Origin of the sequence: Streptomyces sp. CMB-StM0423, from assembly GCF_002847285.1 — a bacterium.
GTDB lineage: Bacteria > Actinomycetota > Actinomycetes > Streptomycetales > Streptomycetaceae > Streptomyces.
Genome location: NZ_CP025407.1, coordinates 1,945,032 through 1,957,421, shown reverse-complemented (window position 1 = coordinate 1,957,421; position 12,390 = coordinate 1,945,032). Strand labels below are relative to the sequence as shown.

Sequence of the window (12,390 nt, the reverse complement as noted above, 5' to 3'; positions counted from 1 at the left end):
CCTGGGTCCCTTGCGTCCCCACGGTGGTGGAACGAGGACGGCGGGGCTCCGGTCACTCGCACCCTAGGAAGGGGCGGCGGAACCGCAGGTGAGGCGGCGGGCGGCGCGCCGGGGGGTCCGCTCGTACGGACGGACCCCCGGCGCGTGCCCCGGGAGGGGCGGCGTCAGAGCTGCGCCCAGGCGTCCGTGAGGACGCCCCGCAGGATCTGCTCCGCCTCGTCGAAGACCGCCTGGTCGGCGACGAGCGGCGGGGCGAGCTGCACCACCGGGTCGCCGCGGTCGTCGGCGCGGCAGTACAGGCCGTTCTCGAAGAGCGCCTTGGAGAGGAAGCCGTAGAGGACCCGCTCGGTCTCCTCGGCCGTGAAGGTCTCCTTGGTGGCCTTGTCCTTCACCAGCTCGATGCCGTAGAAGAAGCCGCTGCCGCGCACGTCGCCGACGATCGGCAGGTCGAGCAGCCGGCGCAGGGTGGCGTGGAACGCCTCCTCGTTGGCACGTACGTGGCCGTAGAGGTCCTCGCGCTCGAAGATGTCGAGGTTGGCGAGGGCGACCGCGCAGGAGACGGGGTGGCCGCCGAAGGTGTAGCCGTGCGGGAAGGTGTTGCCGCCGGCGTAGAAGGGCTCGGCGACGCGGTCGGAGACCAGGCAGGCGGCGAGCGGCGAGTAGCCGGAGGTCATGCCCTTGGCACAGGTGATGAGGTCGGGCACGTAGCCGTACCGGTCGCAGCCGAACATGTGGCCCAGCCGGCCGAAGGCGCAGATGACCTCGTCGGAGACGAGCAGGACGTCGTACGTGTCGCAGATCTCCCGCACCCGCGCGAAGTACCCGGGCGGCGGCGGGAAGCAGCCGCCGGCGTTCTGCACCGGCTCCAGGAACACCGCGGCGACCGTCTCCGGGCCCTCGAAGAGGATCTGCTGCTCGATCTGGTCGGCGGCCCAGCGGCCGAACGCCTCCGGGTCGTCGCCGTACAGGGGCGCCCGGTAGATGTTGGTGTTCGCGACCTTGTACGCGCCGGGGACCAGCGGCTCGAAGGGGGCCTTGAGCCCCGGCAGGCCGGTGATGGACAGGGCGCCCTGCGGGGTGCCGTGGTAGGCGACGGCGCGGGAGATCACCTTGTACTTGCCGGGCCGGCCGGTGAGCTTGAAGTACTGCTTGGCCAGCTTCCAGGCGGTCTCGACCGCCTCGCCGCCGCCGGTGGAGAAGAACACCTTGTTCAGGTCGCCGGGGGCGCCGGCCGCGAGCCGCTCGGCGAGTTCGACGGCCTTGGGGTGGGCGTAGGACCAGATCGGGAAGTAGGCCAGCTCCGCGGCCTGCTTGGCGGCGGCCTCGGCCAGCTCGGTGCGGCCGTGTCCGGCCTGCACCACGAACAGGCCGGCGAGGCCGTCGAGGTAGCGCTTGCCCGTCTCGTCGTAGATGTACGCGCCGTCGCCGCGGACGATGGTGGGCACGGGGGCGTTCTCGTACGACGACATCCTGGTGAAGTGCATCCACAGGTGGTCGTACGCGGCCTTCGAGGTGGCCGAGATGGTGGCGCCGGATGCGGCGGTGCTGTCCTTGCTCACGGTTATCAGGTTCCCCACGAGTAGGTCTGCTTGCGCAGCTTCAGGTACACGAAGCTCTCCGTGGCGCGGACGCCGGGCAGCGCCCGGATCCGCTTGTTGATGAGCTCCAGCAGGTGGGCGTCGTCGTGGCAGACGACTTCGGCGAGCAGGTCGAAGGAGCCGGCGGTCACCACCACGTAGTCGACCTCGTCGAGGCCGGCCAGCGCGTCCGCGACCGGCTCGACGTCGCCGTCGACGGTGATGCCGATCATCGCCTGCCTCATGAAGCCGACCGTCAGCGGGTCGGTGACGGCGACGATCTGCATGACGCCCTGCTCCAGCAGCTTCTGCACCCGCTGGCGCACGGCCGCCTCGGACAGGCCGACGGCCTTGCCTATGGCGGCGTACGAGCGGCGGCCGTCCTGCTGCAACTGCTCGACGATCTTCAGCGAGACCTCGTCCAGCGCCGAGCCCGCCTGCTTCTTGTCATGTGTGGCCACGCTGTCACTCTGCCCGAGCGCCGGAGCCCGCCGCAAGGGTCCGGAAACTGAATCCGTGGATGAATGGCGTACAAGCGATGGATTCGCTTGTTACGCGATGCTTGAGCTGTCAATCTCGTACGAGGACGGGAAAGTGGCCGCGTCGGCGAGGCCGCGGGCGGCGACGGAAGTCTTCCTGTTCAGGCGCCTCGTGACGGGCAAATCTCCCGCCGTTAGGCTGGGGCGCATCAGCGGACCGACTACTGGAGGGTCGCAGTGACCAGCGAACCGCGCCGTCTGCGCAACTACATCAACGGAGAATTCCGGGACGCCGCCGATGGCCGGACCATGGACGTCGTCGACCCGGCCACCGAGGAGGTCTACGCGACCGCGCCCCTGTCCGGCGCCGGCGACGTCGACGCTGCCATGCAGGCCGCGGCGGCGGCCTTCCCCGGCTGGCGGGACGCCACCCCCGGGGCCAGGCAACTGGCGCTGCTGAAGATCGCCGACGCCCTGGAGGCGCGGGCGGACGAGCTGCTGGAGACCGAGTGCAAGGACACCGGCAAGCCGCTGGAGCTCACCCGCGAGGAGGAGCTGCCGGCGATGCTGGACCAGATCCGGTTCTTCGCCGGTGCGGCCCGGATGCTGGAGGGCAGGTCGGCCGGCGAGTACATGGACGGCCTCACCTCGTACGTACGCCGTGAGCCGATCGGCGTCTGCGCCCAGGTCACCCCCTGGAACTACCCCGTGATGATGGCGATCTGGAAGTTCGCCCCCGCGCTGGCCGCGGGCAACACGGTGGTCCTCAAGCCCTCCGACACCACCCCCGCCGCCACCGTGCTGCTCGCCGAGATCATGGGCGGCATCCTGCCCAAGGGCGTCTTCAACGTCGTCTGCGGCGACCGCGACACCGGCCGGCTGATGGTCGAGCACCCCGTTCCCGCGATGGCCTCCATCACCGGCTCGGTCCGGGCCGGCATGGAGGTCGCGGGCAGCGCGGCCAAGGACCTCAAGCGGGTGCACCTGGAGCTGGGCGGCAAGGCGCCGGTCATCGTCTTCGACGACGCGGACCTTCCCAAGGCCGTCGAGGACATCGCCGTGGCCGGCTACTTCAACGCCGGCCAGGACTGCACCGCCGCCACCCGCGTACTCGTCCACGAGTCCGTCCACGACGAGTTCGTCTCCGCCCTCGCCAAGGCCGCCGCCGGCACCAAGACCGGCCCCGGCGAGGCAGATGCGCTCTACGGCCCGCTGAACAACGCCGCGCAACTGGAGCGCGTCGCCGGCTTCGTCGACCGGCTCCCCGCACACGCGCGCGTCGAGGCCGGCGGCCGGCGGATCGGCGACAAGGGCTACTACTACGCCGCGACCGTCGTCTCCGGACTCAAGCAGGACGACGAGATCATCCAGAACGAGGTCTTCGGCCCCGTCATCACCGTGCAGTCCTTCACCGACGAGGACCAGGCCCTGGCCTACGCCAACGGCGTGCAGTACGCGCTGGCCTCCTCGGTGTGGACCAAGGACCACGGCCGCGCGATGCGGCTGTCGAAGGCGCTGGACTTCGGCTGCGTGTGGATCAACACCCACATCCCGCTGGTCGCCGAGATGCCGCACGGCGGCTTCAAGAAGTCCGGCTACGGCAAGGACCTCTCGTCGTACGGCTTCGACGACTACACCCGCGTCAAGCACGTGATGACCGCGCTCTGAGCGCGGCTCCCGCACACCTACCTAGGTAGGCCGCGGACCAGGCCCGCGCGGATACGTATACCGATCCGCGCGGGCTACCGATGTCCTGGGCCGGTCCGCGGGGCAGGCTGATCCCCGCGGAGCCGACGAGGACTCCGCGGACTACGGCAGGACAGCAGACCAGCCTGGACGACGATGGGCACGGCCACATGACGCTGATCGGGCGCCGGGCGGACACCGCACGCCTCGGGGAACTCTTACGTGACACGCGGCTGGTGACGGTGACCGGCCCCGGCGGGGTCGGCAAGAGCGCGCTCGCGGCCGAGGCGATCGGCCGTCTCGGCCGCGGGCGTTCCGCCCCTGAGGTGCTGCGCGTCGACATGGCGCCGGTGCGCGAGCCGGCCGCGGTGCACCGGCGGCTGGCGGAGGCGGCGCGGCGGCTGCCGGACAGCGGGCGGCGGGCCGCGGTGCTGCTCGTGGACACCTGCGAGCACGTCGCCGGGGCGGTGGCCGAAGGACTGGAGGCGCTGCTGCGGCAGCGGACGGGGCTGCGGGTGGTGGTCACGAGCCGGGTGCCGCTGGGCGCCGGCGCGGGTACGGCGCCCCCGGCCGGCCCCGGAGCCACGGGTGCCCCGGTCGCCGGAGCGGGAGCCGCGGCCGGATGCGGAGCGCGGCGGCGTCCCTGGCCGCGCGGGGCGACCCTGCGGCTTGAGCCGCTGGCGCCCGCCGACTCCGTGGCGCTGCTGGAGAGCCTCGCCCCGCACGCCATGCTCGACGACGACGCCGACCGCGAGGCGCTGCGCGCCACCTGCGCCCTGCTGGAGGGCCTGCCGCTGGCGGCCAGGATCGCCGCCTCCCAGCTCGCCCGGCACTGCCCCGACCGGCTGCTGGAGCGCATCTCCCGCCCCGCGGGCTGTCTCGACCTGGCCGTCGAGGAGCCCCGCTGGCCGGCCAGGCAGCGCTCGCTGCGGGCCTCGCTGCGCTGGACGCACCGCCTGCTCACCCCCGCCGAGCAGTTGCTGTGGGCGCGCTGCAGCGTCTTTCCGGGAACCTTTCGTCTCCCGGACGCCACCGAGGTCTGCGCCGACGAACGGCTGCCGCCCGACGCGTTGCCCGCCGTCTTCCGCGCGCTCCAGCGCCAGGGCGTCCTCGCCGTACGGGAGCGGGCGGCCGGCGGCCGGGCGGCGGCCGGGGCGGGGGAGCGGCCGGTGCGGATGGCGCGGCCGGTGCGCGCGTACGGGATGGATCAGCTCGTACGGCTCGGTGAGGAGGCGGACTTCCAGCGCCGCTGTCTGGACTGGACGATGGTCACCGAGAACACCTGGGAAGACTGATTCCGTCGCTTCTCCAAATGAAGACGACGGAATCCCTTGCCGGATATAGCACCTCCTGTCATGATCAGCCATCAACCCCGGCCGAAACGACATCCGGAGTGGTTCGATGGCCCCTCGCCTCGAAGCGGCGGCACGCTTCGCCCCCGGCGCGCAGTTCGTCGCCGGCCGCCTGGTCCCCGGCACGTCCGGACGCGCGCAGACCGTCACGGACCCGGCCACCGGTGCGGAGGTTCTGCGCTACGAACTCGCCGGGCCCGCGGACGTCGACGCCGCCGTGGCCGCCGCCGCGGCGGCACAGCCCGGCTGGGGCGCCGCGACCCCCGGCGAGCGCTCCGACGCGTTGCACCGGCTCGCGGGGCTGCTGGCGGAGCGGGCGGAGGAGTTCGCGTACGCCGAGAGCCTGCAGTGCGGCAAGCCGATCCGGCTCAGCACGGAGTTCGACGTTCCCGGCACGGTCGACAACGCCGCGTTCTTCGCCGGCGCCGCCCGGCTGCCGGAGGGCAGGGCCGCCGGGGAGTACAGCGCCGGCCACACCTCGGCGGTACGCCGCGAGCCCGTCGGCGTCGTCGGCTCCATCGCGCCGTGGAACTACCCGCTGCAGATGGCCGCCTGGAAGGTGCTGCCGGCCGTCGCCGCCGGGAACGCCATCGTGCTGAAGCCCAGCGAGCTGACGCCGCTGACCTCGCTGATGTTCGCCGAGGCCGCCGCCGGCGCCGGGATACCCGCCGGGGTCGTCAACGTCGTCTGCGGCGCCGGGCCCGACGCCGGCGAACACCTCGTCGCGCACCCGGACGTGGCGATGACCTCGTTCACCGGCTCCACCGCCGTCGGCCGCCGCGTCGCGGCCCTCGCCGCCGCGGCGGGGGCCGGCGTCAAGCGGCTGCACCTGGAGCTGGGCGGGAAGGCCCCGTTCGTCGTCTTCGACGACGCCGACCTGGAAGCAGCCGTGCACGGCGCCGTCGCCGGGGCGCTCATCAACACCGGCCAGGACTGCACCGCCGCCACCCGGGCGTACGTCCAGCGCCCGCTGTACGACGCCTTCGTCGACGGCGTCGCCGCGCTCATGGCCCGGGTCCGGCTCGGCGACCCCTTCGACCCCGCGACCGACCTCGGCCCCCTCGTCTCGTACGCCCAGCGCGACCGCGTCGCCGCCTTCGTCGACCGGGCCCGCGCCGCCGGCGCCCGCGTCGTCACCGGCGGCCGGGCGCCGGACCTCAAGGGCGCGTACTACGCACCCACCCTCGTCACCGGCGCCGCGCAGGACAGCGAGATCGTGCAGAGCGAGGTCTTCGGGCCCGTGCTCACCGTGCTGCCCTTCGACGCCGACGACGAGGGCATCGCGCTCGCCAACGACACCCCCTACGGACTCGCCGCCTCCGCCTGGAGCCGCGACGTCTACCGCACCGCGCGCGCCGCCCGGGAGATCCGGGCCGGCTGCGTGTGGCTCAACGACCACATCCCGATCATCAGCGAGATGCCGCACGGGGGTGACAAAGCCTCCGGGTTCGGCAAGGACATGTCCGTGTACTCCTTCGAGGAGTACACCCAGATCAAGCACGTGATGCAGGACATCACCGGGACCGCGCGCAAGGAGTGGCACCGCACCGTGTTCACCCCCTGAGCCGCCCGGCGCCCGCGTACGCCCGCCGCGCACCGCTCGCCCGGCCCCGGCACCGCGCACCCCGTACCACGCGCCCCGCAGCCCACTGGCCCGTCCCCGAGGAAGGCCGACCCCCATGGATCCGTTCGCCTCACTCCCCGAACCCGTAGCGAGGGCCTGGGAGCGCAGCCTGACCAGCGGCCGGGCCGCCATGTCCCGGCGCCGGCTGCTCGCCGCGGGCGGCGCGCTGGCCGGGGCCGCGGCGCTGCCGGCGCTCGGCGCGTGCGGCATCCCGGCCGCCGACAGCGGCGGCCCGGACGGCGAAGCCGCCGCCGCCAAGGACTACTCGAAGCAGGAGAAGGAGCTGGCCTTCTCCAACTGGCCCCTCTACATCGACGTGGACGACGAGAACGAGAACGTCCACCCCACCCTGGAGCGCTTCCAGGAGCGCAGCGGCATCCGCGTGAAGTACACCGAGGACGTCAACGACAACGTCGAGTTCTTCGGCCGCATCAAGCCGCAGCTCGCCGCCGGCCAGGACACCGGCCGCGATCTGGTGTGCCTGTCGGACTTCATGGCCGGCCGGCTCATCCGGCACGGCTGGGCGCAGCGCCTGGACCCGCGCAACCTGCCGCACGCCAACGTCAACCTCGAACCGCGCTTCCGCAACGCCGCGCACGACCCGGGGCGGCAGTTCACGATGCCGTGGGCGGGGCTGGCCACGGTCGTGGCGTACAACAAGAAGGCCACCGGGGGCCGCGAGGTCTCCTCCGTCGCGCAGTTGCTGGAGGACGAGAGCCTCAAGGGCAAGGTGTCGCTGCTCACCGAGATGCAGGACACCATCGGCATGACGCTCATCGACATGGGCAAGTCGCCGACGAAGTTCACCGACGACGACTTCGACGCCGCCCTCGCCCGGGTGCAGAAGGCCGTGGACGGCGACCAGCTCCGCCGCTTCACCGGCAACGACTACACCGAGGAGCTGGTCAAGGGCGACATAGCCGCCTGCCTGGCGTGGGCAGGCGACATCGTGCAGCTCCAGTTGGACACCGACGACATCGAGTTCGTGATCCCGGAGAAGGGCTATCTCTACGCCACCGACGACCTGCTCGTCCCCGCGAGAGCCCGGCACAAGACCAACGCAGAGAAGCTGATCGACTACTACTACCGGCCCGACGTCGCCGCCGAGCTGGCGGCCTGGGTCAACTACATCTGCCCCGTCGTCGGCGCCCGCGCCGAGATGAAGAAGATCGACGCCTCGCTCGCCGACTACCCGTTGATCTTCCCCGACCGGCAGATGATCGACAAAGGCCAGGTCTTCATGTCGATGAACGACGACAAGGAGACCGCGTACCAGGACAAGTGGTCCAAGGTGATCGGGGCGTGAGCGCGGTGACGGAGCAGCGGGCGGGCGTCACGCTCACCGGGATCAGCAAGAAGTTCGGCGACGTCACTGCCGTGCACCCCCTGGACCTCACCGTCCCCCGGGGCTCGTTCTTCGCCCTCCTCGGCGCCTCGGGCTGCGGCAAGACCACCACGCTGCGGATGATCGCCGGCCTGGAGCGGCCCACCACCGGCACCGTACGCCTCGGCGACGAGGACGTGACCGCCCTGCCGCCGCACCGGCGCAAGGTCAACACCGTCTTCCAGAGCTACGCCCTCTTCCCCCACCTCGACGTCCGCGACAACGTCGCCTTCGGGCTGCGCCGCCGCGGCATCCGGTCGGTGGCGAAGGACGTGCAGCAGACGCTGGAGCTGGTCGAGCTGGGGCATCTCGCGCGCCGCAAGCCGCACCAGCTCTCCGGCGGCCAGCAGCAGCGCGTGGCGCTGGCCCGCGCGGTCGTCAACCGGCCCGAGGTGCTGCTGCTCGACGAGCCGCTGGGCGCGCTCGACCTGAAGCTGCGCCGGCAGATGCAGTTGGAGCTCAAGCGCATCCAGACGGAGGTCGGCATCACGTTCGTGCACGTCACGCACGACCAGGAGGAGGCCATGACCATGGCCGACACCATCGCCGTGATGAACGCGGGCCGGGTCGAGCAGCTCGGCGCGCCCGTCGAGCTGTACGAGGACCCCGCCAGCTCCTTCGTCGCCAACTTCCTCGGCCAGTCCAACCTGATCGCCGCCGAGATAGCCGGCACCGCCGGCGCGGACCTGCTGCTGTCCGCCGCCGGCGACGTCAAGCTGGCGCTGCCCGCCGCCCGGTGCCGCGCCCGGTCCACCGCCGTGGGCACGCGGGTGCTCGCCGGGATGCGGCCGGAGAAGATCTCCCTCACCCACCGCGACGCCGCCGTGGACGCCGTCCCCGACGGCCGCAACCGGATACCCGGCACCGTCGTCGACGCCTCCTTCACCGGCGCCGCCACCCAGTACGTCGTCGCCAGCCCCGTCTGCCCCGAGCTGTCGGTGTTCGTGCAGAACGTCGAGCGCGACCCCGGGCTCGTACCGGGCGCGGAGGTCGTCCTGCACTGGAACCCGGCGCACACCTTCGGACTCGACGGCGACCAGTCCCTGCTTGCCGGGACCGTGGGCGACGCGGGTACGGGCGAGGAGGCCCTGTGACCGCGCTCGCCGCCCCGCCGGAGGCGAAGCCCGACGCGCCCGGACCCCCGCCCCCGCGCCGCCGGCTCACCCCGTACTGGCTGCTGCTGCCCGCCGCGCTGTGGCTGTTGGTCTTCTTCGCCGCACCGCTGGTCTACCAGGCGTCGACCTCCGTGCAGTCTGGTTCCTTCGAGGAGGGCTTCGAGGTCACCTGGCGGTGGGCCAACTACACCGACGCACTCGACCAGTACGCCGAGCACTTCGCCCGCTCCTTCGGCTACGCCGCCGTGGCCACCGTCCTGTGCCTCGCCATCGGCTACCCACTCGCGTACATGATCGCCTTCCGCGCCGGGCGCTGGCGGGGCGTGCTCCTCGTCCTCGTCATCGCCCCCTTCTTCACCAGCTTCCTCATCCGGACGCTGGCGTGGAAGACGATCCTGTCCGACAACGGCCCGCTGGTGGGCGCCCTGGACACCCTGCACGTCCTCGACGTCACCGCGACCCTCGGCCTGACCACCGACGACCGGCTGCTCGCCACCCCGCTCGCGGTCGTGTGCGGACTGACGTACAACTTCCTGCCGTTCATGATCCTGCCGCTGTACACCTCGCTGGAGCGCATCGACCCGGGCCTGCACGAGGCCGCGCAGGACCTCTACGCCCGTCCGCTGACCGTCTTCCGCCGGGTGACCTTCCCGCTGTCGATGCCCGGCGTCGTCGCCGGCACGCTGCTGACGTTCATCCCTGCCTCCGGCGACTACATCAACGCCCAGCTCCTCGGCTCGCCGAAGGAGCAGATGGTCGGCAACGCCATCCAGAAGCAGTTCCTCAACGTCCTCGACTACCCCACCGCGGCGGCGATGTCGTTCCTGCTGATGGCCGCCATCCTGATCATGGTGACCGTCTACATCCGCCGGGCCGGCACCGAGGAGCTGGTCTGATGCGCTGGATCCGCCGCCACCTCGTCGTCATCGCCGGCACCCTCGCGCTGGTCTACCTGCTGCTGCCCAACGTCGTCGTGCTGGTCTTCTCCTTCAACGACCCCGCGGGCCGCTACAACTACACCTGGCAGTCCTTCTCCACCGACGCCTGGACCGACCCCTGCGGCGTCGCCGGCATGTGCGACTCCGTCGGCCTCAGCCTGCAGATCGCGCTCGCCGCGACCGTCGCCGCCACCGTCATCGGCACCCTCGCGGCGTTCGCGCTCGCCCGGCACCGCTTCCGCGGCCGGGCCGCGGGCAACTCGCTGATCTTCCTGCCGATGGCGATGCCCGAGGTCGTCATGGCCGCCTCGCTGGGCACCCTGTTCCTCAACATGCGGGTCGAGTTCGGCGTGACGACGATCCTCATCGCGCACATCATGTTCTGCCTCAGCTTCGTCGTCGTCGCGGTCAAGGCGCGGGTGGCGAGCATGGACCCGAAGCTGGAGGAGGCCGCCCGGGACCTGTACGCGGGGCCGCTGCAGACCTTCCTGCGGATCACGCTGCCGCTGGCGGCGCCGGGGATCGCGGCCGGGGCGATGCTGAGCTTCGCGATCTCGCTGGACGACTTCATCATCACGCAGTTCAACGCGGGCCCCTCCACCGTCACGTTCCCGATGTACGTCTGGGGCGCGTCGCAGCGCGGCATCCCGGTGCAGGTGAACGTCATCGGCACGGCGATGTTCGTGGGCGCGCTGGCGCTGGTGGTGGCCGGGCAGGTCGTCGGGGCCCGGCGGAGGTCACGCGCATGACGGACCCCGCACGCGCCCTGGCGTCCGCCGCCCCGCGCCCGTACTGGCTCGACGACCCCGACCGGCCCGCGGCGCTGCCCGCGCTCACCGGCGCCGAGGAGGCCGACCTGCTCGTCGTCGGCGGCGGCTACAGCGGTCTGTGGACGGCGCTGCTCGCCAAGGAGCGCGGCCCGGGCCGCGACGTCGTCCTCATCGAGGCCGCCGAGTGCGGCTGGGCCGCCTCCGGCCGCAACGGCGGCTTCTGCGCCGCGTCGCTCACCCATGGCCTCGGCAACGGCCTGGAGCGCTGGCCCGAGGAGATCGGCACGCTGGAGCGGCTGGGCGCGGAGAACCTGGACGCGATCGGCGCGGCCGTCGACCGCTACGGCATCGACTGCGACTTCCGGCGCACCGGCGAGATCACGGTGGCCACCGAGCCGTACCAGCTCGACGAGCTGAGTGAGTTCGCCGAGGAGGCGACGCGCCGCGGGCTCGGCGAGGGGCTGCTGCTCATGGACCGGGACGCGGTCCGCGCCGAGGTCGACTCGTCGACGTTCCTCGGCGGGCTCTGGGACCGCGACGGCGTCGCCATGGTCCACCCGGCGCGGCTGGCCTGGGGCCTCAAGCGGGCCTGCCTGGAGGCGGGCGTACGGATCTACGAGCACACCCCGGGTCTCGCCCTCGCCCCTGCCGGCGGAGGAGGCGGCGGGGGCGGGGCGTTCCGCTCCGCGGGGGTCCCGGGCGTGCGGGGGCGCGGCGGCGGCGCGATGGAGGTGCGCACCCCGTACGGGCGGGTGCGCGCGCCGCACGTCGCGCTCGGCACCAACGCCTTCCCGAACCTGGTCCGCCGGGTCCGCCCCTACGTCACCCCCGTCTACGACTACGCGCTCATGACCGAGCCGCTGTCCGCCGCGCAGCGCGACGCCGTGCGCTGGCACCGCCGGCAGGGGCTCGCCGACAGCGCCAACCAGTTCCACTACTTCCGCATCACCGCCGACCACCGCATCCTGTGGGGCGGCTACGACGCGGTGCACCACTTCGGCGGCGCGGTGCGCGCCGAGTACGACCAGCGCCCCGAGACCTATCTGAAGCTCGCCCGCAATTTCCACCGCTGCTTCCCGCAGCTCGCGGACGTCCGCTTCACCCACCGCTGGGGCGGCGCCATCGACACCTGCTCCCGCTTCGCCGCCTTCTTCGGCACGGCCCACGCCGGCCGCGTCGCGTACGCCGCCGGCTACACCGGACTCGGCGTCGGCGCCAGCCGCTTCGGCGCCGAGGTGATGCTCGACCTGCTGGCGGGGGAGCGCACGGAGCGCACCGAGCTGCGGATGGTGCGCAGCAAGCCGCTGCCGTTCCCGCCGGAGCCCCTGGCGTGGGCGGGCATCGGGCTGACGCGGTGGTCGCTGGCGCGGGCCGACGCGGGCGGCGGGCGGCGGAACCTGTGGCTCAGGGCGCTGGACCGCATGGGCATGGGCTTCGACAGTTGACGGACGCAGGGAGTGGGCAG

At 72.3% G+C, this 12,390-nt stretch carries 10 protein-coding genes; 8 read left to right on the top strand and 2 right to left on the bottom strand.

Annotated elements, in window-relative coordinates; translation table 11 throughout:
- Window positions 1–164: 164 nt before the first annotated feature.
- Both CXR04_RS08125 and CXR04_RS08120 read right to left on the bottom strand, forming a co-directional pair.
- A complete protein-coding gene (locus CXR04_RS08125; protein ID WP_442802362.1) occupies window positions 165–1,577 on the bottom strand; it encodes an aspartate aminotransferase family protein in 1,413 nt (470 codons plus the stop codon).
- Window positions 1,565–2,038, bottom strand: a complete 474-nt coding sequence (locus CXR04_RS08120) for an Lrp/AsnC family transcriptional regulator (protein ID WP_101426258.1) — start codon at window positions 2,036–2,038, stop codon at window positions 1,565–1,567. The genes CXR04_RS08125 and CXR04_RS08120 overlap by 13 nt, the downstream gene beginning before the upstream one ends.
- A 255-nt stretch (window positions 2,039–2,293) precedes the next feature.
- Between CXR04_RS08120 and CXR04_RS08115 the strand changes: the two genes are divergently transcribed.
- The 8 genes from CXR04_RS08115 to CXR04_RS08080 all read left to right on the top strand — a co-directional run bounded on the left by CXR04_RS08115 (window position 2,294) and on the right by CXR04_RS08080 (window position 12,370).
- Entirely contained in the window at window positions 2,294–3,724 is a 1,431-nt protein-coding gene (locus CXR04_RS08115; RefSeq protein ID WP_101421187.1) for a gamma-aminobutyraldehyde dehydrogenase, read from the top strand.
- A gap of 188 nt (window positions 3,725–3,912) precedes the next feature.
- On the top strand, window positions 3,913–5,037 hold the full coding sequence (locus tag CXR04_RS08110) for a hypothetical protein (RefSeq protein WP_101421186.1): 1,125 nt from the start codon (window positions 3,913–3,915) through the stop codon (window positions 5,035–5,037).
- Between the two features lie 106 nt (window positions 5,038–5,143).
- A complete protein-coding gene (locus CXR04_RS08105; protein WP_101421185.1) occupies window positions 5,144–6,658 on the top strand; it encodes a gamma-aminobutyraldehyde dehydrogenase in 1,515 nt (504 codons plus the stop codon).
- A gap of 115 nt (window positions 6,659–6,773) precedes the next feature.
- Window positions 6,774–8,024 (top strand): polyamine ABC transporter substrate-binding protein, encoded by a 1,251-nt coding sequence (locus CXR04_RS08100; RefSeq protein ID WP_101421184.1) that lies wholly within the window; start codon window positions 6,774–6,776, stop codon window positions 8,022–8,024.
- Window positions 8,021–9,196 (top strand): ABC transporter ATP-binding protein, encoded by a 1,176-nt coding sequence (locus CXR04_RS08095; RefSeq protein ID WP_101421183.1) that lies wholly within the window; start codon window positions 8,021–8,023, stop codon window positions 9,194–9,196. The genes CXR04_RS08100 and CXR04_RS08095 overlap by 4 nt, the downstream gene beginning before the upstream one ends.
- The gene (locus CXR04_RS08090; protein WP_047018366.1) at window positions 9,193–10,113 is read left to right on the top strand and encodes an ABC transporter permease; all 921 of its coding nucleotides are present in this window, start codon (window positions 9,193–9,195) and stop codon (window positions 10,111–10,113) included. Before CXR04_RS08095 ends, CXR04_RS08090 begins: the two co-directional genes overlap by 4 nt.
- The gene (locus CXR04_RS08085; protein WP_101421182.1) at window positions 10,113–10,904 is read left to right on the top strand and encodes an ABC transporter permease; all 792 of its coding nucleotides are present in this window, start codon (window positions 10,113–10,115) and stop codon (window positions 10,902–10,904) included. Before CXR04_RS08090 ends, CXR04_RS08085 begins: the two co-directional genes overlap by 1 nt.
- A complete protein-coding gene (locus CXR04_RS08080; protein ID WP_101421181.1) occupies window positions 10,901–12,370 on the top strand; it encodes an NAD(P)/FAD-dependent oxidoreductase in 1,470 nt (489 codons plus the stop codon). Before CXR04_RS08085 ends, CXR04_RS08080 begins: the two co-directional genes overlap by 4 nt.
- Window positions 12,371–12,390: the final 20 nt, after the last annotated feature.

Excerpts from the sequence above, each read along its gene's own strand:
- CXR04_RS08085 (WP_101421182.1), top strand. The coding sequence starts at position 10,113 with ATGCGCTGGATCCGCCGCCACCTCGTCGTCATCGCCGGCACCCTCGCG.
- CXR04_RS08080 (WP_101421181.1), top strand. The coding sequence starts at position 10,901 with ATGACGGACCCCGCACGCGCCCTGGCGTCCGCCGCCCCGCGCCCGTAC.
- CXR04_RS08100 (WP_101421184.1), top strand. The coding sequence starts at position 6,774 with ATGGATCCGTTCGCCTCACTCCCCGAACCCGTAGCGAGGGCCTGGGAG.
- CXR04_RS08110 (WP_101421186.1), top strand. The coding sequence starts at position 3,913 with ATGACGCTGATCGGGCGCCGGGCGGACACCGCACGCCTCGGGGAACTC.
- CXR04_RS08105 (WP_101421185.1), top strand. The coding sequence starts at position 5,144 with ATGGCCCCTCGCCTCGAAGCGGCGGCACGCTTCGCCCCCGGCGCGCAG.